The sequence below is a fragment of the Spirosoma endophyticum genome, from assembly GCF_900112365.1.
Lineage (GTDB): Bacteria > Bacteroidota > Bacteroidia > Cytophagales > Spirosomataceae > Spirosoma > Spirosoma endophyticum.
Genome location: NZ_FOLQ01000001.1, coordinates 763316 through 787807 on the forward strand (window position 1 = coordinate 763316; position 24492 = coordinate 787807).

At 49.4% G+C, this 24492-nt stretch carries 20 protein-coding genes; 5 read left to right on the forward strand and 15 right to left on the reverse strand.

Annotated elements, in window-relative coordinates; genetic code table 11:
• Positions 1–5 precede the first annotated feature (5 nt).
• The 6 genes from BM202_RS02960 to BM202_RS02985 form a co-directional block, all read right to left on the reverse strand.
• Positions 6–1412 (reverse strand): sigma-54-dependent transcriptional regulator, encoded by a 1407-nt coding sequence (locus BM202_RS02960; RefSeq protein ID WP_093822959.1) that lies wholly within the window; start codon positions 1410–1412, stop codon positions 6–8.
• A 54-nt stretch (positions 1413–1466) separates the two neighbouring features.
• Positions 1467–2621: an ABC transporter permease gene (locus tag BM202_RS02965; protein WP_093822960.1), complete on the reverse strand. Its 1155-nt coding sequence runs from the start codon at positions 2619–2621 to the stop codon at positions 1467–1469.
• A 102-nt stretch (positions 2622–2723) separates the two neighbouring features.
• The gene (locus BM202_RS02970) at positions 2724–3971 is read right to left on the reverse strand and encodes an ABC transporter permease (RefSeq protein ID WP_093822961.1); all 1248 of its coding nucleotides are present in this window, start codon (positions 3969–3971) and stop codon (positions 2724–2726) included.
• Between the two features lie 89 nt (positions 3972–4060).
• Entirely contained in the window at positions 4061–4723 is a 663-nt protein-coding gene (locus tag BM202_RS02975) for an ABC transporter ATP-binding protein (protein WP_093822962.1), read from the reverse strand.
• 73 nt (positions 4724–4796) lie between these two features.
• Positions 4797–6257, reverse strand: coding sequence for a TolC family protein (locus tag BM202_RS02980; protein WP_093822963.1), 1461 nt, complete (start codon positions 6255–6257; stop codon positions 4797–4799).
• A gap of 5 nt (positions 6258–6262) precedes the next feature.
• Positions 6263–7528: an efflux RND transporter periplasmic adaptor subunit gene (locus BM202_RS02985; RefSeq protein WP_093822964.1), complete on the reverse strand. Its 1266-nt coding sequence runs from the start codon at positions 7526–7528 to the stop codon at positions 6263–6265.
• Between the two features lie 289 nt (positions 7529–7817).
• On the opposite strand from BM202_RS02985, the gene BM202_RS02990 reads away from it, so the two are divergent.
• Positions 7818–10106, forward strand: a complete 2289-nt coding sequence (locus BM202_RS02990) for a GH92 family glycosyl hydrolase (RefSeq protein ID WP_093822965.1) — start codon at positions 7818–7820, stop codon at positions 10104–10106.
• 38 nt (positions 10107–10144) lie between these two features.
• Here the strand turns inward: BM202_RS02990 and BM202_RS02995 are convergent, their stop codons facing one another.
• The 7 genes from BM202_RS02995 to BM202_RS03020 all read right to left on the reverse strand — a co-directional run bounded on the left by BM202_RS02995 (position 10145) and on the right by BM202_RS03020 (position 19700).
• Entirely contained in the window at positions 10145–11128 is a 984-nt protein-coding gene (locus BM202_RS02995) for an NADPH:quinone oxidoreductase family protein (RefSeq protein ID WP_093822966.1), read from the reverse strand.
• A 38-nt stretch (positions 11129–11166) separates the two neighbouring features.
• Positions 11167–13764, reverse strand: coding sequence for an ABC transporter permease (locus BM202_RS03000; protein WP_093822967.1), 2598 nt, complete (start codon positions 13762–13764; stop codon positions 11167–11169).
• Between the two features lie 87 nt (positions 13765–13851).
• Positions 13852–14187: a PadR family transcriptional regulator gene (locus BM202_RS03005; protein WP_093822968.1), complete on the reverse strand. Its 336-nt coding sequence runs from the start codon at positions 14185–14187 to the stop codon at positions 13852–13854.
• Between the two features lie 190 nt (positions 14188–14377).
• Positions 14378–15598, reverse strand: coding sequence for an MFS transporter (locus BM202_RS03010; RefSeq protein WP_093822969.1), 1221 nt, complete (start codon positions 15596–15598; stop codon positions 14378–14380).
• A gap of 213 nt (positions 15599–15811) precedes the next feature.
• Positions 15812–18466, reverse strand: a complete 2655-nt coding sequence (locus BM202_RS03015; RefSeq protein ID WP_245776496.1) for a M14 family metallopeptidase — start codon at positions 18464–18466, stop codon at positions 15812–15814.
• A gap of 109 nt (positions 18467–18575) precedes the next feature.
• On the reverse strand, positions 18576–18731 hold the full coding sequence (locus BM202_RS37055) for a hypothetical protein (RefSeq protein ID WP_177236486.1): 156 nt from the start codon (positions 18729–18731) through the stop codon (positions 18576–18578).
• A 315-nt stretch (positions 18732–19046) separates the two neighbouring features.
• Positions 19047–19700 carry an NADPH-dependent F420 reductase gene (locus BM202_RS03020; protein WP_394333777.1) on the reverse strand — a complete coding sequence of 218 codons (654 nt, stop codon included), beginning with the start codon at positions 19698–19700 and terminating at the stop codon, positions 19047–19049.
• A 160-nt stretch (positions 19701–19860) separates the two neighbouring features.
• Between BM202_RS03020 and BM202_RS03025 the strand changes: the two genes are divergently transcribed.
• The 4 genes from BM202_RS03025 (at position 19861) to BM202_RS03040 (ending at position 22082) form a co-directional block, all read left to right on the forward strand.
• A complete protein-coding gene (locus BM202_RS03025; protein ID WP_093822972.1) occupies positions 19861–20451 on the forward strand; it encodes a Crp/Fnr family transcriptional regulator in 591 nt (196 codons plus the stop codon).
• A gap of 84 nt (positions 20452–20535) precedes the next feature.
• On the forward strand, positions 20536–21048 hold the full coding sequence (locus BM202_RS03030; protein ID WP_093822973.1) for an RNA polymerase sigma factor: 513 nt from the start codon (positions 20536–20538) through the stop codon (positions 21046–21048).
• Positions 21038–21607 (forward strand): hypothetical protein, encoded by a 570-nt coding sequence (locus tag BM202_RS03035; RefSeq protein WP_093822974.1) that lies wholly within the window; start codon positions 21038–21040, stop codon positions 21605–21607. The genes BM202_RS03030 and BM202_RS03035 overlap by 11 nt, the downstream gene beginning before the upstream one ends.
• An 85-nt stretch (positions 21608–21692) precedes the next feature.
• Positions 21693–22082, forward strand: coding sequence for a DUF4267 domain-containing protein (locus BM202_RS03040; protein ID WP_093822975.1), 390 nt, complete (start codon positions 21693–21695; stop codon positions 22080–22082).
• 50 nt (positions 22083–22132) lie between these two features.
• Here BM202_RS03040 and BM202_RS03045 read toward each other — a convergent pair whose 3' ends face one another.
• Complete coding sequence (locus BM202_RS03045; protein WP_394333778.1) at positions 22133–23473, reverse strand: amidohydrolase family protein; 1341 nt, start codon at positions 23471–23473, stop codon at positions 22133–22135.
• A 107-nt stretch (positions 23474–23580) separates the two neighbouring features.
• Positions 23581–24492 carry a sugar phosphate isomerase/epimerase family protein gene (locus tag BM202_RS03050; RefSeq protein WP_093822977.1) on the reverse strand — a complete coding sequence of 304 codons (912 nt, stop codon included), beginning with the start codon at positions 24490–24492 and terminating at the stop codon, positions 23581–23583.

Below are 24492 nucleotides of genomic sequence, written 5' to 3' on the forward strand. Positions count from 1 at the left end.
TTATATCACTCCTCAGTTGAATACGGAATACCAAATTTCTCTAATCGCCGGTAAAGCGCAAAACGGGTGATACCCAATGCCCGCGCAACTTTGGTAACCCGGTTTTGATGAAACGCCATCGCCCGCTGAATCATCTGGTATTCCATTTCTTCCAGTGTCATCGTGCCAACGGGGGGCAAGGATGGTCGGAATGCCGCATCACCGGTGTTCCCGCGGGGAGCCTGGGGCGTGGAGGTAGAAATTTGCGTGAGGTTGCGTTCGAAGTCATCGACTTGTAACTCGTCGTTGGATGATAAAAGAACGGTTCGTTCGACCCCATTTTTCAATTGTCGGATGTTGCCTGGTAAGGGAAGATTTTTCAACCATTTCTGCGCTGTTGGACTCACCTTGAGATCCGGTCGACCGTAGATCGTTTTCAGGTTATCGACAAAGTACGAAACGAGTAGGGGAATGTCACCGGGACGTTCGCGCAAAGCGGGCAGATGTACGGTGATGAGATTAATCCGATAAAACAAATCCTCGCGAAATTGCCCTTTACTGACCATCTCTTCCAGATTACGATTTGTCGCACAGATGATTCGCACGTCAACCGTTCGGGATTTGCTGCTACCCAACGGTTCGAAGGTTCGATCCTGCAACACACGTAGCAGTTTGACCTGACTGGTCATATCGAGGTCGCCGATCTCGTCCAGGAAAATGGACCCTTTGTTAGCCAGTTCAAACCGCCCTACTCGATCAGTCTTCGCATCCGTAAACGCACCCTTTACATGCCCAAACAGCTCACTTTCAAACAGCGTCGATGAAATGCCACCCAGGTTCACTTTTACAAATGGCTGACGCTGACGGCGGCTGTTCTGGTGGATGGCTTCGGCAATGAGTTCTTTGCCCGTTCCGCTCTCACCCGTAATGAGTACCGGCGCATCCGTTGGCGCCACACGCCCGATGGTCGTCAGGATCGCAAGCAGGTTCGGGTCTTCGCCCACGATGTTATCGAAGCGAAACTGCTGGTCGAGTTTCCGGCGATTGGGCGAACTGGGTACGGTCTGCGCCAGATTGAGTGCCGTACGCACCGACTGCACGAGGTATTCGTTCTTCCAGGGTTTTGTGATAAAATCTTTGCCCCCCGCTTTCATGCCCTCCACCGCGAGATCGATACTGCCCCAACCCGTAATCAAAATCACCGGTACGTTCGGCAACCGCTCCCGAATCCGACGGAGCAAACGCAGGCCATCGTCGCCGGACGTATCCACCGAGAAATTCATATCCAGCAGGATCAACTCTGGTGTCTCTTCATTCAAAATTTCGAACGTATCGAACGGCCCGTCAGCTACGCGCACCATGAAGCCTTCTTTCCTGAACAGTAAAGAAAGTGAAGTTTGAATAGCAATATCGTCGTCAATGATGAGAAGCATAGAATGCTAAAATAGACCTATAAGGTCTCTGAAACTTTATAGGGCTGAAAATGACTACTCTTCATGAAGCGCCGTCGCGGGTTGAATAAGGGACGCTTGCCGACTCGGGAATAAGGCACAAAGGGTAACGATACCATAGATGACCAATACCGCAATTAGGATGGCAGTTATGTAAATGCCCGACTCTACATCGAAGACGTTCAATAAAGGAAACTGAATGGCAAACAGCAGGCCGATGAGCATGGCGAACGTAGCAAGTACCCAGATCTCGCCGATGAACTGGGTTGTAATCCCGCTTCCGGTCGCTCCCAACGCCCGACGCAGACCAATTTCACCCCGACGTTTGGCAATGCTCAGATTCAGCACCCCGAACAGGCCCAATGCTACGTTGATTAAAAGAAAACTGCACACGATCAAGGCAATAATAACTGGTACTAAAACAAGGTTATGCTGATTTTTTCGTGAATCGGTCAAGTAGTCGACTTCTACGCTCCAGCCGGTCATCATCGACGCGATATCCTTCACAATTTTTGCCTCAAAAACCGCATCGGTTCCGGGCCTTACTTTAATCAACATCGTATCATTCCAGGGTTCACTGGCTTTCACCAATTCAAATAAAGCAGGTTTATTGACCATAAATTCACCCTTCGCCTTGAAATTTTCGATTACGCCAACGACCCGAAATTTATCACTTATCACTTTTCCTAACGGATTTTCATCACCAAATAAACCTTCCCTGGCCTTCTGGTTGATGACAATCGGCTTGTATTTGCCTACACTATCTGCATTCCGATACCATTTCCCTACAGATACGGGAATGCCGACTGTTTTGGCAAAATCCCCATCGGTTACGTACATATCAGCGTGTACTTTCTTCTTATTGTACTCGACTCCATTGCTCATCTGATTCGCCGAGAACGGAAAGTTGCTGCTCATCCGGGAAACGGATTCTACTTCGCGGTACGCCTTCAGTCGTTGCACGATACGTTGTAGTTTATTTGCTACGTCGGTTGTATCCTGATTACTCTTCAGACTAATCGCCCAGACGTTGTCATACGAGAAACCCAAAGGCTGCCTGTAATTTCTCAGATTGACAACGATCAATGTTGCCAGACCGAAGAGTACCATAAATGAAGCCCAGATTTCGACGATCAGCAAGGAGTGGGCCTTCTTTTTGTTCCAGATTAATGTAAACAGATGACGTAGCATGATTAAGAGCGAAAGAGTGAATGAGCGAAAGAGTGAGTGAGTTCGTGTTAGCATTTCGTGCTTTCACTCATTCACTCTTTCGCTCCGCTTCGGCGGTCCGATTTAGGATTTAAGCGCTTCGGCAATGTTAAGTTTCGACATGCGCAGGGCGGGTAATACACCCGATAGAAGACCGAAAACCAGACAGACCAACAGGCTGATTAAGAAGACGTTCACATTGATGGTCAGGTCGGCGTAGGCAATCCAGCCGCTCGAGTTGATGAGATGAATAACGATCAGCGTCAGGATCAGGGCAATGGCTCCGCCAAGGAACGTAATGAAAATATTCTCAACGATAAACTGCCAGACCAGCGTTTTTACGGGCGCCCCGAACGCTTTCCGTATGCCTATTTCCGACGCCCGTTCCATAATACGACTGACATTCACGTTGACCAAGTTAATCGCGGGCAAACCCAGAAGCATGAATAGGACAAACGCGATGATTCCGAAAAAAATAGTCTTCAGGCCAGGACCTCCGTCTAAAATTTGCCCTATAAAATTTTCGGCATAAGGTTCTGCTTTCGCTTCCAGTTGGGCATACTTGAATCCATCCTCCACACCAGGCAATGGGATTCGGTCAATTCGGCCCTGAAACTCGTTACGAACTGCTACTAAATCTGACTTATCTTTGGCCAGGATAACACTCATGAAACCGCCCCGTAAACCGCTTCGCTGGTAATTACTTTTGGGAGCCGTGTACGGAAAAAAGACGTCGGCATACGTAATGGGACGCGTAACCGGACTGCCCTTAACGACGCCAATTACCTTATAATGAATGCCTTCTATTTCAACATCTTTACCCACCACGGGTTCATTGGTATTTTCAAAATATTGCTTTTTAAATCCATCCGTAATGACCACGACGTAACTGCCATTCCTGATATGTTGCTCTGTGTAGGGTTTCCCTTCCAGAAATTCAAAATCCATTACCTGCCAGAAGTCGGCATCGGTAAACTTAGTATTGAGCTTGATTTTCTGCGAACCCACATAGGCGTTGGAGCTGTTAAAAGCGGAGAAGATGGTTACACGCTCGGGGGATTCCAGTGTTTTAGCATAATTCGTCAAAAACTTAAAACTCATCGGACCTGAATTCCTTCCGGTCAGGCTAGAGTCTCTCTGGACCATCAGCATGACATACAGCGACCGGTCGCGCTTATTTTCAGGGTAGTGCCCCCCTAAAAGGTGATCTAAAAAAGAGGTCAGCACCATCAGTACCGTCAGCGTCAGGCTGATACCAAAGAGCGTAATGAAGGTATAGAACGGATGCCGGAGCAACACTTTCCAGGCAATTTTTATATAGTTCAGTAGCATATTTAAAGAGCGAAAGAGTGAATGAGTGCAAGAGCGAAAGAATAGTTGGCGAGCTTGTCCGCTCATTCACTCTTTCGCCTTTTCACTCTTTATAATACCTGCGTTCCGTCGAACAGACGAATGAGTCGATGGGTGCGTTTGGCCATTTGTTCATCGTGCGTGACCATCACGATGGTAGCGCCGTCGTCGTTGAGTTGTTGCAGGATATTCATAATTTCGTTGCCCATCGCGCTGTCGAGGTTGCCGGTTGGCTCATCGGCCAGAATGATGTCGGGATTGCCGACGATGGCACGGGCAATGGCCACCCGCTGTTTCTGCCCGCCCGACAATTGCTTCGGGAAGTGCTTCACGCGGTTGCTCAAACCCACTTTCGTCAGTGCTTCCTTCGCATATTCCTGACGAGGTTTACCATTTTGTGAGCGATAGAGCAAGGGAATCTCTACGTTATCGAGCACCGTCAAATCGTTGATCAGGTGGAAGCTCTGAAAAATGAATCCGATTTTCTGATTACGTAACCGCGCCAGTTCCTTGTCGCGGTACTGCGTTACCGGCTGACCATCCAGTTGAACGGTACCTTTTGATGGTTCATCCAGCAAGCCCATTACGTTCAGCAACGTGCTTTTGCCGCAACCCGACGGTCCCATGATGGAGACGAATTCACCTTTCTTGATGTCCAGGTTGATGTTGTTGAGCGCCAGTGTCTCGATGGTGCTGGTCCGGTACACTTTTTCGATGTTTTGGAGTGTGATCATGGTTTTAGGGCTGGGCGTGGAGCAAGGGGCACGGAGCTTGGATAACTCCTAGCACCTTGCTCCACGCTCCGTGCTATTTAATTTTTTGGTTCGTTTCAAAATCATATAAAGTCAGTAGGCGAAGCGTGTAATACGCCTGCCAGTAGTCGCGCAGGGCCAGGATTGCATCCCGACGGGCGCGGTCTTTGTCCTGGGTAGCAATGCCTAAATCCGTTACGCTGAGATCGCTTAACTTGAACCGATCCTGCGCAATCTGGTACCGATTCTGTGCAATCTGGTCAGCCTTGGCCGTCAGCGTCACTTGCTGGTTCAGCATTTGAAGCAGTGTCACTTGCGTAAAAATCTCCTGTTCAAACGTTAACTTGTCCTGTTCTACAGTTTGCTGAGTCAGTTCGCTATTCGCTTTGGCCGTTTCAACAATCGCTTTTGTGCGGCCCCAGGTCATAATCGGAAGGCTGAATTGTAGTGATACGTACTCACGATTCTGCGGACTTACATACGCTTCGCCCAACCTGCCCCCCTGATTGGATAGTCCATAACCGCCTATCAACGTAGCATTCAGGCCGTTGTTTTTACGTGCTTTTTCCAGATCTCGATTGGCTTCCAGTAGTCGCCGTCGGAAACCAATCGCAGCCGACCGATTTGAGCCGGCTTCATCAATCGCCCGTTTTACGTCTACCGCAAATACCGGAATTTGATTTGGAATGGTCAGTTCGAGTGGGCGCGTCTGGCCCGTGCCATCGTCGCGATACCCGATAAACGTTTTTAGTTTTAGCGATGCCACAGCCGCCATTTGCTGGGCGGATGCCAGATCTTTTTCGGCATTTAATACGCTCAATTGGAGTTGCAGCAAGTCGTTCTGCGAAATCTTGCCGAGGTCGAGTTTATGAAGCGCAATTTTGTAGAGCGTATCGTTGTTGACCCGATTCGTTTCGGCAATCTGAAGATTCACCTGCGCCACCAGCAGATCGAAATACAACGTAGTAGCCGATACTGAAACCTGTTCAAGATTTTCGATCAGTTGCTGATTTCCCTCGGCATAAAGTAGCGGTTGAATCCGGCGATCCCAGCGCATGGGGTTGAACCAGAACAACGGTTGTGTCAGTTCAATGCCAAACGGAACGACATTGTAGAGAGTGTTATTCTGGATAAAATTATCAAATCGCTGGAGCTGCGTCTGAACGGAAATGGTCCCTCCCGTTGGCGCAATCGTCTGGCTCAGCGATAGATTCAGAATTGAGTTGTTATACGATACCGGCTCGAACTGGATGTTGCCGTCAGGTTGCACGACTTGAATGTACGAGCGGGTAAAGTTGGGTAACGTACCAGCCAGACTGAGCTGTGGTTTGTACTGCGCCAGAAACGAGCGATACGACCAGATATTTGTGCGCTGCTGGGTATTCGCCCGTTTGGCCGATACCGACTGCGCTTGTGCCAGTTGTAGTACGTCGCTCAACGTCATAGCCTGCGTTTGGCCGAACGTTTGTGCTGCGCTAACCCATAAGCCGAGGACAAAAAGATAAAGACGGTTCATATAAATCAGCGATTAGATTTGGGTTCAATCGTGATTTCCTCCAGGTGCTCGTACTGACTCAGATCAGTCGTAATGACGCGCTCACCCGCCTGCAACCCACTCCTGATCTCCACGAAATCGAAGTTCGACAAGCCCAGTTCCACCTCCCGACGATGCGCCACGTTCCCCTCTTTGGGCAGCACATAGATAAACTGCTTCCGTTTCCCCTTAAACGCTGGTCCGTTTGCCACGCGCACAGCCCTGGCCACGCGATCCGTAATGACGAATACGTCGGCTTTCATGTTTGGGCGCAATGATGCATGGGCATTATTATCCAGTTGAATCACGAACTGAATGATCCCATTTTTGACTGCCGGTTTCACTTGTGTGATCAGCCCGCGCAGATTGGTTTCGTTGATCTTGACTATCACCGGCAAGCCCAACTTTACCTGTTCGGCATAAACGTCGGAACAGGAACCTTCAACCCGAAAACTCCGCAGATCGGCCAGTTTCGCTACTATTTCCCCTTCGTTCACCGATGAGCCAATGTTCTCGTTAACCCAGGTCAGCACCCCCGGACGATCGGCGACAATATCGGCCTGTTTGATTTTATAAGTCAGCTCCTTCAGACTTTTCTCCTCAATCTGCGCTTGCAGGGTTGTTTCGCGCAGACTGGCACTCATCGACTGCCGATTGTAGGCAAGGTCGTTCTCCAGTTGTTTTTTCTCCAGTTCAGCCACACGTAGTGAATTCTCCGCGCGGGTCACATCTTCGCCGGTGCTCCCGCCTACCTTCTGCAAGCGACGGGTACCATCCAGATCAGCGCGTAGTCGATTGATGTTGAGCAACTTGATCTGATCGTTCACTTCGGCATCGTAGAGACTTTTATTAAGTTTCATTCGCAACTGGTCGATACCGTTACGTTTCAGGGCAAGTTGATCGTTCAGTTTTTCCAGTTCGATCTGCGTCAGAGATTTGTCGAGGTCCAGAATCGGCTGACCGGGTTTTACGGCTGTGCCGGGCATGAGCAGTACCCGCCGGATGCTGGCCCGAATGGGACTCGTATAGATCTGTTCGTAGGCAGGTATGACTTCACCCGTCGCGTTGAGCGAGTTTTCAACGGGACCAACTTCTGCCGTTGCTATCCTGATTTTCTCGGCTTCAACGGATGTTTTGAGGGCACTGCGAGCCCAGGTCAGCACAAGCGTCAAGGCAACGATGACCGTCACCCCCACGATCCAGTTTCGATTGCGGGAGCGATTCGCTATTTCAGGGGCAAGTTCTTTATCCATCATCTGTGCAGTGTCTCACAGATAAAGGTCCAAACAACGTGCCAGAGGCTATACTACTAACAATCAGAAAATTACCCAAACCCCGCTATCAAAAAATCGTGCGAATTCGCACAGGCAATTGCAAAATCGCACGTCCATATGGCATCAGCAGGCAATCTTCACCAATACTTTTTGTCGCTTTTAGCCCTTAGCTTTACAGACTACGTACATCATTCCCAAAAATCCTCAAAACTCCGTGCATCTCTTTATTCTCCGAGTGTCTGTCTGGCACCATTCGCTGACTCCCAAAATGATGAAAGTTAGCCTGACCGTGCTTTTTCAATGCCTCTTTTTTATTACCTACGCCCAACAGAACCTTGTTCACTACGTCCATCCGCTGATTGGGACCGAAAAAATGGGGCACACCTTTCCGGGAGCAACGGTGCCGTTCGGCTCTGTCCAGCTCAGCCCCGACTCCGATACGTTATCCTACGAGCTGAACGGCAAGTACAACGGTGCTGTCTATAAATACTGTGCGGGCTATAAATACGAGGACAAAACGATTGTTGGATTCAGCCACACGCACTTCAGCGGCACGGGCCACTCCGATCTGGGTGATTTTCTGATCATGCCTACTCAGGGTGCTTTGCAACTAAATCCGGGCGTGGCGTCTGACCCCAAAAGTGGGTATCGGTCAGCGTTTTCGCACGCCAACGAAGTCGCCGAAGCAGGTTATTATAAAGTAAAACTTGATGATCATAATATTCTGGCGGAGATGACGGCCTCCAGTCGGGTAGGATTCCATCAGTACACCTTTCCGAAATCCGATCAGTCGCACGTTATTCTGGATCTGACGCATGGGATTTACAATTACGACGACAAGGTTGTCTGGACGTATGTGCGCGTTGTAAATGATACGTTGATTACGGGCTACCGGCAAACCAACGGCTGGGCACGAACGCGAACCGTGTATTTCGCCCTGTCGTTCTCTAAACCGTTCAGGTCATACGGCCAGAAGAACCTCGATAAAGCGCAGGTGTACAAAGGATTCTGGCGCAAGTTCGACCAGACAAAGAACTTCCCGGAGATTGCTGGTAAACGCATCCGGATGTATTTCGATTTCGACACCCAGGAGGGCGAGAAAGTACAGCTAAAGATGGCACTGTCGCCGGTTAGTCAGGAAAATGCCCTCGCCAACATGCAATCTGAAATTCCACACTGGAACTTTGACCAGACAAAAATAAAGGCGCAGGCCGACTGGAATCGGGAATTAAACAAAATCCAGATCGACGCGTCCGAAACCGATAAAGTAAATTTTTATACCTCACTCTATCACACGTTCATTAACCCAACGATGTACATGGATGCCAACGGCCAGTACAAAGGGCTGGATCAGGGCGTTCATTCGGCAACCGGGTTTACGAATTATACGACGTTTTCGCTCTGGGATACCTACCGGGCATTGCATCCATTTTTCAATCTCATTCAGCCAGCGCGGGCTAACGACATGGTGCAATCCATGCTCATGCACTATGACCAGAGTGCATTGAAAATGCTGCCCATCTGGTCGCACTATGCCAACGATAACTGGTGCATGAGTGGCTACCATAGCGTATCGGTGCTGGCGGATGCCATTGTAAAAGGAACCTTCAAAGGCGATGCCCAAAAAGCGCTGGATGCCTGTATTGCTACGTCCAATCACCGCAGTTACGAAGGCATTGGCGAGTATATTGACAAAGGTTACGTGCCTGCGGCCAGCAATGGCACCTCCGTCTCGAATACGCTCGAATACTCGTATGACGATTGGTGCATTGCCCAACTGGCGAAAAAACTGAATCGGCAGGATGTGTATGATACGTATCGAAAACGCTCTCAAAACTGGCAAAACGTCTTCGACAAGTCGATTTGCTTTATGCGCCCCCGCCTGGCGGATGGTTCGTTCAAACAGGAATTTGACGTCTACAAAACAGACGGCCAGGGCTTTATCGAAGGCAATTCCTGGAACTTCAGCTTTTTCGTTCCTCAGGACCCGGCGGCTCTGATTCAGTATATGGGTGGCCCTAAAAAGTTTGCGACCCGACTCGATACGCTCTTTTCGATGCACTTGCCGGATGAGTTTTTTGCCGAAACCGAAGACATCACCCGCGAAGGGATCATCGGCGGCTACATTCATGGTAACGAACCGGCCCACCACATCGCCTATCTCTACAACTGGACCGATCAGCCCTGGAAAACCCAGGAACGTGTTCGCATGATCCTGAACAAGCAGTACAAATCGACTCCCGACGGGCTGGGCGGTAACGATGATTGTGGCCAGATGAGCGCCTGGTACATGTTTTCGTCGATGGGTTTTTATCCGGTAGCGCCCGGTTCAGACGAGTATTCACTGGGTAGCCCTTCGGTCAAAAGCGCCCGACTGAATCTGGAAAGTGGGCAAACCTTTACAATCGAAGCCCTTAATCAGGGCGACAGGAATGTGTATGTACAAAAGGTGCTGTTGAATGGTCAGCCATTAACAAAACCCGTCATTACCCATTCCGATATTATGAAAGGTGGAAAATTGACGTTTTACATGAGCGCCAAACCAACCAGGAAATAAAACGTTAGAGTCGGGTTCAACAACCCGACTCTAACGTTTTATTCGTCATCTAATACCACAACAGCTTTGCCGATCACCTTGCGCTCCATCATGTCGGTGAGGGCCTGCGGAGCTTCGGCCAATGAATATTGTTTCGAGATGTGGGGCGAAATTTTGCCCTGCATCACCAAGGTAGCAATCTCCTGCATGTTTTTCAAACTGAGTGCAGCTTCTTTCTGCGTAAACGCTCCCCAGAATACACCCACCAGCGAACTGCCTTTAAGCAGTGCTAGATTGAGCGGAATCTTCGGTATGTCACCGCCAGCAAAACCCACGATCAGATAGCGCCCTTTCCAGGCCAGTGATCGAATCGCGGGTTCAGCCCATTTGTCGCCAACGGGATCATACACTACGTCAACGCCCTTGCCCTGCGTGATGTCTTTGATACGTTCGCGCAAATCTTCAGTCGAATAATTAATGAGATACGTAGCGCCTTTCTCCTGACAAACGGCCAGTTTTTCGGCCGTCGATGCAGCCGCAATGACGGTGGCGCCCATGAGTTTACCCAACTCCACAGCGGCTAACCCTACCCCTCCGGCAGCTCCCAGAACCAATAAAGTTTCACCGGGTTTTAGCTGGGCACGATCTTTCAGCGCATGGTAGGACGTACCGAAGGCATACAGCGTCGAGGCTCCCGTCACAAAGTCCATGCCGTCGGGAATGGGGATGGTGACACGAGCGTCCGAAAGTCGTTCCTCGGCCAATCCACCGTGCGAGCCAAACGTAAACACGTGGTCGCCGGGTTTGAGGTGCGTGACGTCCTCGCCTACTGCTTTCACGATACCCGATGATTCGCTCCCCGGCGAAAACGGCAAGGCTGGTTTGAATTGATACAGGTTCCGAATCGTGAGCGTATCCGGGAAATTCAGGCTCGTCGCTTTCACCTGAGTCAGCACTTCGCCGGGGCCGGGCACAAGTGATGGAACATCTTCCAGCGTGAGTGTATCGGGCAGGCCATACGCTCGGCAAAGAATGGCTTTCATGTTTGGTTTCTTGTTGTACCCAGGGAAATAAGCACAAATTACTCAGATCGCAAACTCTTTACCGGATTCATAAGGGCTGCTTTGATACTTTGAAAGCTCACCGTCAGCAACGTAATGAGCAAAGCCCCCGCACCCGATGCGGCAAAAATCCACCACGACAATTCAGTACGATACGTGTATTTCTGAATCCATAACTGCATGAAATACCAGGCCATCGGACCCGCAATGAGGAGCGAAATAACCACCAGTACGACAAAATCTCGGGAAAGTAATTGCCATAGATTGGCGACCGATGCACCCATAACCTTCCGAATGCCAATCTCTTTGGTCCGTTGCTCCATCACAAATGAAGCCAGCCCGAACAACCCCAGACAACTAATGAAGATGGCGAGCACAGCAAAGAAGCTGGCTAGTTTACCAATACGTTCTTCTTCACCGAATTTCCTGGCATATTCCTGGTCGGCAAATTTGTAGTCGAACGGATTATCCGGGTCGTATTTTTTATAGATCGTTTCAATTTTGGCCAGAGCTTCGGAGGCACTTTTCGCGGGGTTAATTTTTACCGTTATCAGCGAAACCCGCTTGTAGTTAATAAAAAAGATCGTCTGCTTAACGGGTTCATAAGGCGATTGAGTTATCAGATTTTTAACAACGCCAATCACTTTATATTTTCCGTCGCCCCATTGAATGATTTCATTGATTGGATTTTTCAACCCCATGTAAGCCACAGCCGCTTCGTTCAGAACAAATCCGGTGGAATCTGTGGGAAATTCTTTGGAGAAATCGCGGCCTTCTTTTACCTGCCAGCCAATCATCTTTCCAAATTCGTGGGTGACACGTAACGTCACGAATTCATCAGTCATATTCGGGGCTTTGCCTTTCCAGCTTAGCCCACTGTTTGTAACATACGTATCGGTAATGGGCGAATCTGTTGCCGCTACTTCCTCAACGGCTCCTGTGTTCAGTAACTCGTCCCGGAACGTAGCAAAATGAGTAATCAGATCATCCGTTTTTATTGGAATCGAAAGCAAACTGCTACGGCTATAGCCCACTGGCCTATTCTTGGCAAAATCAATTTGTTGAAATACGATCAGGGTCCCGATGATCAGGGTTATGGAAACGGTAAACTGAACAACCACCAGCACTTTACGCGGAAGGGTTGCAAAGCGTCCGACCTGAAAAGTACCTTTTAATACCTTGATGGGCTGAAAAGAGGACAGATATATAGCGGGATAACTACCGGCCACCAGGCTGGTCAATAGGCTAAAGCCAAGAGCTGAAAACCAGAACAGTGGACTGGACCACGGGATGCCAATCTGCCGGTCGGCTACCGAATTAAATCCAGGAAGGGCAAGAAGAACCAGCAATAGGGCGAGCGCAAACGCGATGCTCACTACCAGAAACGACTCGCTGAAAAATTGCAGTATGATTTGCTTCCGCAACGAGCCAATGGCCTTCCGAACACCCACTTCTCTGGCCCGTTTCTCGCTTCGGGCCGTACTCAGGTTCATGAAATTGATGCAGGCCAGTAACAGCACGAAAAACCCAATAATACTGAATAGCCAGACGTATTGAATTTGTCCGCCTACGTTTACGCCATTCTTAAACTCCGAATACAAATGCCAGTTGCGCATCGGTAGCAGAAATAGTTCGGGCTTAAAGCGGGTGTCATCATTATTTCTAACTTTATTCAGCTTGGCATCTTTGATAGTTGCTGATACGTTGTCCATACCAGCGTTATCGGCTATCTGAACAAACGTTTGAAACCAGCTATTCCCCCAGCTAAGCCATTCGGGCAAATCCTTCTTTTTCAGTTCCCAGGGCGCGATAAAGGCTAAATTCTGAAACGAAGAATTCTGTGGTAAATCGGCATAAACGCCACTCACCTTTACCGCCCATTTCTTGTCAAGGTTGATCAGCTTGTTCAACGGATCTGCATTGCCAAACAGGGCTTTAGCCGCCGATTCGGACAGTAAAATGGAAAAAGGATCATTGAGTCCCGCCCGTGTGCCTTTCAACATTGTCAGCGCCAGCATTTCCGTGATGTCGGGTTCCATGAAATTGCCCGATTTTGTGATTTTCTGATTGCCAAGCGACAACAGGTGATTACCGGGATAATCAGCCGTGACGACGTACTTAAAATGTCCTCCGTAACTACGGCGAAGTTCGGGGGCTAACTGCATCGCCTGACCAGACCAGGTATCAATTTTATCATTGAACGTCTGATTCTGCATCACCTTCGCAATGCGGTCATAATTCGCGTACGTCTGGTTGTAGGCGAACTCGTTCCAGACCCACAGGCCAATGAGCATAGCGACAGCCATTCCTGTTGCCAGACCAGCAATGTTTATCGCAGAATATACCTTGTTTTTAGTGAGGTTTCGAAAGGCGATTTTGAGGTAGTTTCGTAGCATATCCGTATGTGTTGGGGTTGGGTAATCGCTCGCTTCACGTTTGATAAAAGTCGGTCGCATATAGGCCACTACGTCCCGCCAGTAGCGCCGTCGGGCGCTGGCTTCGCCCAGTTGTTGCACCCGCAGGACGTAGCGCTCGTGCAGATCGCCCAGCACTTCCTCCCGCAGATGCGGAGCGCAGAAGAGGGTGAGCAGTTTGTCAGCTAAACGGGGCGGGGTCATGGGCAGCGGGGTAAGAGCATGGGGCAGAGGCTATCTGTCGCTAGTAATTGTTCATATTTCGTGAAGTACATTAGTCAGTCAGCCAGGTCAGCTCCACTCCAGCCGAATCTTCGGAACGATACGGTCCCACAGTCGATTACGTACGGCACGTACCTCCTCCAGAATTCGTCCACCCAGGGGCGTAACGGTAAAAAGGCGTTTCCGGCGCCCTCCCCGCTCAGCCGTGGCTTCACCGAGCAGGGAGGTCAGATAACCTTTCTGCTCCAATCGTTGCAGCGCAGCATGAACCGCGCCCGTACTGACCGAATTACCGGTTTCCCGTTCAAGTTCTTCGGCAATGACGACCGAATATGCCTTGGGGGAGAGAGCGGCCACGGCCAGCAAAACCACTTCCTCAAACTCACCTAAATCACTTCGTCGCATACCTCAAAAGCTAAGCTGTTGATCCTACCATTGTATTACTTCTATTTCGGTATATCAAATGCCCGGCCAAACTAAAAAAAAGGCTATTCCGTGTTGGAATAGCCTTTTTTCAGAAAGTCAATGAATAATCAGTGTCCAGAAACGGACAGTTGACGTACGCTTGTGGACAGGTTACAGCGGTCAGAAATAATTACTTTGCCTTAGGCGTATTGGGCAAAAACACGGTCAGTATACCCAGCAAAGGCAGAAATGAACAGACGTTATAAACGTATGGCAGACTGGTAGCATCGGCCAGACGACCCAAAACAGCCGAACCAATACCACCCATTCCGAAGGCAAAGCCAAAAAACAGTCCGGCAATCATGCCCACTTTACCGGGTACGAGCTCCTGCGCGTACACCAGAATAGCCGAAAACGCCGATGAGAGTGTCAGGCCAATGCACACGGTGAGAATGCCCGTCCAGAAAAGATTCACATGAGGTAATAACAGCGTAAAGGGAGCCGCGCCAAGAATTGAAATCCAGATGACGTAGCGTCGCCCAATCCGGTCACCAAGCGGTCCTCCTACGAATGTCCCAACAGCAACCGAAAACAGAAATACGAACAGGTAAATCTGTGATTCCTGTACAGACAAATGAAATTTCTCAATGAGGTAAAACGTGTAGTAGCTGCTCATACTGGCCATATATACGTACTTGGAAAAGACCAGCACCAGCAGGATACCGAGAGAGATTAACGCCCTTTTTTTCGTCAGACCAGGCATCAGCTCCAGGCCCGCTTTAGCCGTCCGACGCACATTATGCTTCTTATACCAATTTCCTAAAATCACTAAAATGCAGATGGCCAGCAGCGCAATTCCCGCAAACCAGCTCACCGACGACTGCCCATACCTAACGATAACCAGCGCGGCCAATAACGGCCCAATGGCGCTTCCGGCATTGCCGCCCACCTGAAACAAGGATTGAGCCATCCCTTTTTTACCGCCCGATGCCAGAAAGGCTACGCGGGATGCCTCTGGATGGAAAATGGCCGAGCCAATGCCGATCAGCGCAACCGACAGGAGCAGCCAGGGAAAGACATTAGCTACCGATAAACTTAGCAGACCAATCAGGGTAATGCACATGCCAACGGCCAGTGAATAGGGCATCGGGTTACGATCCGTAAACAGGCCTACAAATGGCTGACATAAGGAAGCCGTCAATTGGAAGACCAGTGTAATCAGGCCGATTTGCGTAAAATTCAGCCGGAATGATTCTTTGATAACGGGATAAATTGCCGGTATAACTGCCTGAATGGAATCGTTCAGCAGGTGCGAAAAGCTGATAGCAAATAAAATTGGAAAGACTGTTTTTTCGGCAGAAACAGCTGGTTTGGTCGGTAATGCAACTTGTCCCATTATAGATCCGATCATCTGGTATAGTTACAAAAGTAGATTAGTTTATCAAACGCTGGATATTAACGATGAGTAATTGAACGTAGCTCCCACCTTTAACAAATAAAAAAGCACGGTAGACAGTCTACCATGCTTTCCAGACCAACCTAATCTGAACTACGGCGTCTCCCTTCCTTCGGGGAGGGAGATTGACCGATTGATTGTTACATCCTTTTCGGGACGTCTCTTCAATTACTTTTTCTCGTCTTCCTTCGGTTTTGCTGGCAACGTAGGAGATTTCCAGAAGTCGGGTGTGCCGTAGTTGACTTTGGCAAGCTCTCCGCCATACAGCACCGAATTCAGCAGAATGCGGTACGTTCCCAATGGTTGACCGCGCCATTGAGGCCGGAAACCATGCAGCACTACGTGCCCCTTACCATGCTGCACATCCAGCGAAGCCGCGAACCCCTGTAGAAACTTTTCGCCCAGCATATAGCCCGATCGCAACGGCGAACCCGACGGAGCAAATTTAGCCAACGCCTGCCCTTTAAAGCCATCGAGGGTAGCAAATACGGGGCTATCTTCCACAAAAACAGCGGCTCTGGTGGGCATCCCCGCCATGACCGGATGCATGGGATCAATTTCGACTTCCAGCAGGGAGCCACCCGTAAAATAGTCTTTGCTATTCACGCCCGCCACTACGTTCTTCACCGGCAAATGGAGCGCTTCGATGGCATAATCGCTGCTTTCGTTCAGGCAAACGAGCGTGCCGCCCTGGCTCACGAAATTGTCCAGATTCGCGGCCCCCAACGCGCCCAAACCGCCTTCGTAGGCAGGCGGCACAGCCCCTTTCGCGAAACCATCCCGGATATTCCTTGGTCGTTCGGAAGCAATCAGAATCACGTCGAACCGGTCGTTGAGGTTTCCCGCCAGCATGTCGGCATTTGTAACGTTCACGAACGGAAATTCAAATTGCTCGAGTACCCAATGGCTCCAGCCTTCATCCATGCTGGCCGTCCAGGGTTTGTAGACGGCAATTCGTGGTTTTACGGTTGCACCAGACGTATTGGTGGTGAGTTCGGCGTTCACCCCCAAATCTTTTACCCACGGTTCCAGCGTGGTTCGGGCAACTCCGCCAACGGCGTAGCGTTGGCTGTCTTTGTTATATTTAACCGTCCCTCCCGCTTTCAACGTGCGGGTAATTACTTTGAACGCGTTGTTTTCGGCCGGATTAACCCAAACAACAGGACCCGTACCTGTCAGGCGTCCTTCCGGCGCTTTGATTGCTGCCGATACCGGGTGCGTATCGAAGCCAATGCCACCAACGAAATCGGCCGGACTGGCATCTTTACGATCATCCGTTTTCCAGTCTTTGCTGGTTCCCGAAACCAGTTGAATCGCTCCTTTTACATCGGCAGAAAGCGGGGTGGTAGCCGGAATTACGTTGAGTTCAAATTGCAGGGGCAGTGTCCAACCAGCGGCATCATAGGGTTGCTCAGGTGGGCCACCGGGGAACTCACGTATATCAGGGTACGCCTGAACATCGAGCAGTTGTTTGGTCAATTCTCCATATTCCTGATTCATCGGAATCACCCAGGTGCCTTTGGGATAACTCCGTCCGTCAAACGCTACGTCTTTAGTTAGCTGACCAATGCGAATGCCGTGAAAAGCCAGCCGACGTAGTAACTCAGCCGGCCGTACAGGATCGCGTTGTTTCTGTGGAATGAAATAGGCATAAGGCGGCTCCTGCTCGTATTTTTTAATCGTGTTACGTCCTGCCTGATACCGGTTGTACAACAGCACATCACCGTATTTTGCGGCATAGTCGAGCGTCGCCAGTGAGGCTGTCTGCATGTAGGCAATGGCATCGCTGATTCGCCACCAACCTCCTGGCCACGGACTTGAATACAAGGATTCTATCCGAAACTCATTCTTGTCTTTCGGGAAATCACGGACCGTATAAAAGTGGGGTGTTGCATAATTATACAAGGCCGTTTCGGTCCAGAAAGCGGGGATATTTTGTAGCACCGGCATGTAGTCGATGTAGCCGGGATACCAGGCGTCGAAACCTGTTCCCATATGCGTAGCGCCCTTCTGTCCATTGCTTTCCAGCGCCTGCGCCATCGCCATACCAATCATATTCACCTCACGAGCAATGATCGGTGGCGTTTGAGACGCAATAGGTTCGGCAAAAGGTGGCAACCAGATACGTGTCGGAAAGGGCGACGTCTGGTGATGCACAAAAATGATATTCGGCTCCCACGCGCGCCAGGTGCGGGTCACCACGCGCGACTCGATCATGTTGAGCATGTAGGCATCGCGGTTGTTGTCGTGTCCAACGTATTTCTGGTACAAAAACGGCGCCGGCGATACTTCATAAGGTGTACCCACATTTGATTTGTACCAATCGCCTATCATCGTCTGTCCATCGGGGTTGAGCGACGGCCACAACATAAGCACTACATCATCCAAAATCTTACTGATCTTTGGGTCGTCGGCCTTGCTGAGCATTTCGTAGGCCAGCGAAATCGTGTGCTGAGCACCCGCTACTTCTGATGCGTGCAAACCACCGTCAATGTGTACGAAAGGCTTCCCTTCCATCGACAGCTTTTTGGCTTCTTCATCCGTCAACCCTGCCGGATGTGCCAGTCGTTGCGCGATGGCCCGGTATTTATCAATATTGTCCAGGTTATTTTTGGACGAAATCAAGGCAAAATACCAGGGTCGTCCTTCCGATGTTTCGCCTACATGAACCAGTTTGATCAGGTCGCTGGCTTCGTCAAGTTTCTGGAAATAGGTTAGCGACTGTTCATACGTAGCGAGTTTAAAATCAGCTCCAACGGAGAAACCGAGTGTTTCTTCCGGTTTGGGAATGGCTTTTTGCTGGCCCATTAGAAGCGGGTTCACCAGCAGCAAAAAGCTGATTATGAATAAACAGGAACTTTTGTTAAAGTACAGTGGGTACATTTTCATTGACATATTTTCAGGTTGTATGTGAATACTCGCTCCCAATGCCTCATTTGCTGGTAACAGGCACTTTCCCGGAGCCAAAATCATAGGCAACCGACAGATAGCCACTCAACAAGCAAAGAATACTAAGAGAAAGACGCTGGTCATAGGGAGGAATGGGCGTAAGAGGTATAACATGCAGAAATTTCTCTATCTTATTCACCTAAGCAAGGAAAAGGTTATTTGGTCATTATCAATATATGCGAAATTTATGCAAACATAGCTAACGCTACGTTAAAAGTTAATTCCAGCGATTAAGCTAATTGGGCGAAATCAAAAACGCATCTATTTTCCACGTTTGAGATTACGCCAGACAGCGTGAAGCTAGGTAGTGTACACGTATATGCATTAACGCGCCATACTCACAACCCAAAAGAAGGAATCTAGGGCGCCAGTAGAAACCGAAAAAGAAGCACAGGAAATAGGTTGGGTCTGATTGCAGATGAGTGACCAGCTAAAATCAGACCCAACAAATGCATTAACCCAGCTTGATCAGATTAAGCATTGGGAAAGGGCCCGTCGCAAACGATTGTAGTATTCCTCCAGCAATCAGGCCACCCAGATCGAGACCTGCAAAACCCATTTTAGCAATCAATTCACCAACCGTTTTTTTGGCATCAGTATCATCGCCCGAATAAGCAATTACGCGACTCCCACCGGCTTCGTGCGGATCAGCTTCCAGAAGTGCCAGCGGTAACGTATTGAATGCCTTCACGACTTTAGCACCGGGTAGCCAACTGGCAACCACTTCGCTGGACGTTTTCCCCTGAAGATCAACGGGTTTAAAATCGGGCGTAAACGCATTCATGGGGTCAATGACGATACGGCCGTCAAACGAAGGCCATCCGGCTATTGCGGCTTCCAGCCTGGTCCAGGGAAGTGAAATAAAAACAATATCCGCCTGAGCCGCTTCCTCTACCGTAACAGCTTTTGTGTTACCGCCCAGTTGTTCGACTGCATCCGTTAATGATTTCGGGCCACGACTATTGCTGATAAGTACGTTGTAGCCTGCCCTGGCGGCATGTTTGGCAAAGGCCAGGCCAATGCCCCCTGCGCCGATAATTCCAATTTTCATGAGTTTGATGGTTAAAATTGAGTTGATACAAAAAGAGATTTGGTGTTGGCAGACCACCTTGCGGTTCAAAAACCTGACATCCTGACAACACAATAATGCTTATTCCGTTTCAACTTTCAGCAATGTTGCCTACAGAATTTTCTTCTGGTCACCGCTCAGGAAATCACGGTAGGCTTTAACTTGCCCACTGGGGATGTAGGACAAAAAGGAGCAAAAAATGAATACCGACTACACGTCCTTACTACAGGCGATCCGCCACTGGGTGACTGTTCATTCTGAGGAAGAATCCATTATTTCAGCTTTGTTCGAGCGCAGACACATAGCGTCGGATGATTTCTTCCTGCGGGCCGACGACGTTTGCCACTACGTTGGTTTTGTGGTGGACGGACTGCTTCGCTACTACATTCTGGACGATGGTATCGAACATACGTACGATTTCTCGCCCGAACGAACCTTCACCTGCAATTACGAGAGCTTTCTGACCCAAACCCCTTCAACCCGATTTATCCAGGCCATCGAGGACACGACACTGCTGGTTATTAGTTACGATAACCTGCAATTGCTTTATGCAAGACTTCACGAAGGGCAGAAGTTCGGGCGACTGGTGGCGGAGGACTTGTTCGTAGGGATGCTCCAGAAGCTTACCTCATTCTATAATGAAAACGCCGAAGAACGGTACGATACGTTTCTCCGCAGCTTTCCTGATTTGCAGGAACGGGTACCTCAATACGTTATAGCCTCCTATGTTGGTATTAAGCCGCAGTCGCTTAGCCGGATTCGGGCACAGCGGGCGGGCAAACAGTATTGACAGTCTGCCAATCGTTCAACTAATTCGTCCCGCTTGTAAGAATCCAGTGCCTAATGAGTACTAATGGGATAAATAAGCGGAGTTATGAGTGAACTTGAACAGAATCATATTTTCGAAACGTGGCTTGGCCACCATAAGTCGCTCGTGTTTAAAGTCGTGCGTGCTTATGCCGTAACTGCCATGGACCAGGACGATCTTTTCCAGGAGATCATCATTCAGGTATGGCACTCTGTTCCCACCTTCCGGCAACAGTCGTCTACTACGACCTGGATCTATCGTATAGCCTTGAATACGGCGTTAAAATGGGTGAGCAACGAACGAAAACATAGCAAAGCCCAAGAAACGCTCGACAACGTACAGGCTATTTTACAGGAGACCAAAGTTCAGATTGACGAACGTCTGACATGGCTCTATGAGGCAATCTACAAACTCGATGAAATCGATCGCTCCATTACGCTCTTGCTGCTGGATGGGTTCAGCTACAAAGAGATGGCAACGATCGTCGGTATCTCGGAATCAAACGTTGGGGTAAAAATCAATCGAATCAAAAAACAGCTTATCACGAAATCTAAACAACAGGATCACTATGGAATTTGATGAAATACAAAAAATCTGGGATTCCCAGACGCATGAACCGCTTTGGTCTATCAATGAAACCGCCTTACACAAACGTATTCTGGTGAAAAAGGAAAAAGTAAGCCATATCGCTAATTTCAGCGAGTTACTCCTATTGGTGGTGAATATTGGCGCCGGAAGTTTGACGCTTGGCCTGAATTATTTCAAGCCGCCGACCAACCTGTCATTGTACCTCATGTCGGCCTGGATGCTTGGCACTGCTTTGTATGTGCTGGTGAGTCGGATTCGCCGACTAAAAAGTAGCGACACATTTGATCGTTCACTGCTCGGCGAACTGAAGCAGGCTATGTCAATGGCTACCTATCAGGTTCGTCTTTCCCAATTGATGCGCTGGAATATCGTACCAATTGGCTTCTTGAGTCTGCTGGGTTTTTGGGAAAGTGGACAATCGATCTGGCTGTCCCTGGGTTTACTGATCTTTTTTGGTATGACTTATTTTGCCGGTGGTTGGGAACACCGCATTTATCAAGCAAAAAAACGTGAACTCGAAGCGCTGCTAACAAAACTGGAGCAGAAATAGATTACCCGTCGATTTTCACATAGGTGAATGGATGCGTCTGTACAGACGAAGACCTTTGTCGGGTCAATAATTAATACGTACTACGATGCATACAGAAAAACTGCCCATCTGGGCTAAAGCAATCGGTTATTTCTTCGGGGCTGCACTTCTCTTTATCGGCGGTCGTTTCTTGATCGCCCCTGAAATAGCTGAACGTGGATTCGGTCTGATTTACGCTCAACCGAATGAATCGTTTCACTACATCAAGGGCATTCGCGATACGACGTCGGGCCTATTCTTTCTGATTTTCACGCTTGCTAACTGGCGAAACCCACTGGCAGCACTATTTCTGGTGGGGTCGCTGACGCCAGTTTGTGATATGATCATCGTCTTAACCTCATCATCAGCGGTGCCCAATGCAGCCTGGATTCACGGCCTGACGGCATTGACAGCCTGGATAGCCGGCTATTTTTTACTGCGTCGGAAAGGGGAATGAGTAGTTCAAGGAGAAGCAGTAGTTTTCCGGTTGTAGATCCTGCCGGAAAACTACTGCTTCTCCAGCTTTTTCAATTCCTTCTGGATATAGTCTTTCGAGAGCCAGTTGGTGCCGATCATCACGCCCTCAATGTTTTTGGTTTGACTAATGTCTTTCAGCGGGTTGCCACTGAGCAAGACCAGATCGGATACGTTACCGGTTTTGATCGTGCCGGAATCCGGCTTTTTCAGGTATGACGCTACGTTGACGGTACCGGTACGTAGTGTTTCGTAAGGCGTCAATCCGGCATCGACCATGTACTTCATTTCGTGATGAATGGAGAAGCCCGGCACGTTGAATATTTGTGGTGCATCGGAACCCAGCAGCAACTCAACGCCATTTTTCTGACAGGCCAAAATCAACTTCCGACGAATCTGAATCAGTTTTTTGGCATGTTCTTTTGAGAAATTAGGATTATCGAGATAGCCCTTTTTTGTGTTCTCCCAGCCCTTCACCTGCTCGGGTTTCATGTATTTCATTTCAGGATCGTTCGTAAACGCATCGGCCGGAAGGGGCGAAAGCCACCGCTCGGCCAACGCCTGTGTAGGCACCACCCGAATGTGCTTTCCGCGTAACCCGTTCACTAAGTTGGGAATCTGGCTTTCATCGGCCCGGTAGGCAATCCAGGACGCAAACAAGCCTGTCTCCGGCTCTGCCAGCGTATCAGATCGCGGTACTATTGCCTCAACAAAACCGTCTAAATGATCGATGGATGAATAGCCCGCATCAATTGCCCGCCAGACGCCCACATTAAACGATACGTGTCCCACGAACGGAATGCCCACTTCGTTGGCGGTTTTGGCAATGGCCGGAAAGGTTTCTTTCGTAAGGCCAGGGTGTAGTTTCAGGTAATCATAGCCAGCGGCTTTCTGTTCCCGCACCATCTCGGCACCGCGTTCCGCCGTCTTTACGGTTTGTCCATTGAACGATGAACCCGTTGCGTAAAAATGTGGTCCAAGAATTTCACCGCTGTTGATTTTACTACGTAGTTCCAGGTGTTTCGGGTGGCCAAGCATTCCCCGAATGGTCGTGATGCCGTTCGCCAGATACAGGATCAACACCTCTTTCATCGGCTCTATGTCGTCGATGGGTGGCACGTGTGCGTGGATTTCGGCCCAACCGGGTGTCAGGTATTTTCCTTTCGCATCAACCACCAGCGCGCCTTTACTAAACTTCACGTTTCCATCGGCACCAAGCGCAGTTATTTTGCCGTCTTTCACAACAACTGTTTGATTTTCAAGGATGCGCTCCTGATCCATCGGAATTACATTAACCGACTTGAACACGATGTCACGCTGGCGATTGCTGACCAAATCCTGCGACAGTAGCGTGGTGCAGGGAGCCAGGAACATGGTTAAGTATAAAGCAAAAAAAAGGCCTCGCATAGGATTGACTGGTTTAATGGCTGGAATAATAAGGCGATTAGAGGCTAATAAACCTAAAGGACTGTAAATCTTGTCTAGAAATATGCCTTCATGGCAGGCGGGTAGCTGGGGATTGCCACTTCTGGATCTTCAATTTCGGGATGCCAGAGTTTCTCCCATTCAAAACTGTAGTACCCACCATAGCCCCCGGCTTTAAGCGCATCAATGGCTTCCCGAAGAGGAGCCTCGCCTTTGCCTAACAAGACGTACCGATGGGTATCACCTACAATTCGGACGTCTTTCACATGAACATGCCGGATGTGGGTATGCAGTTTTTCGTAGACCATTTTAGGCGCTTCTTTCGCATCAACCCACATATTGACGATGTCCCAGATTAATCCGACGTTCGGGTGTTTGGCCGATTGAAAAATCTGGACCAGCAGGTCACTTCTGGTGAGTTCGCCGTGTGATTCGAGCAACACCGTGACCGATTTATCTTTGGCGTATTTGCCTAGCTCCAGTAAGCCCTCGCTAATGCGTTGAAGCGTTTTCTCCCGCGGCTGATCGGGCGGAAGCTGATCAGGAAATACCCGCACAAACGGGCAGTTGAGTTGCTGGGCCAGATCGATAAACCGCCGGGCACCGTCCAGATTTTGAGCTCGTTTCTGGGCATCAGCGTGATGCAATTGTGCGGACGAGCCTAAGTTGCAGATACGTATGCCCTGACTCGCAAACCGGTCCCGTGTCTCCTTAGCGCGGGCCGCCGTACTAAATTCCGGGCATTTGGTCAAGTCTAATTCCCCTTGTAAACCCCGAAACTCGACACCCTGATAGCCACTTTTGACGGCGGTTTTCAGAATCGTGTCCATATCCCATTTAGGGCAACCAAGGGTCGAAAAAGAGAGTTGGGGCTTCATTGTATCAAAACCCACTATGGGTCTCAGCAGCGCAGTTGCCAGTCCAGCAGCCGTAGTTTTCAGGGCAGATCGACGCGTCAATGAGGGCAT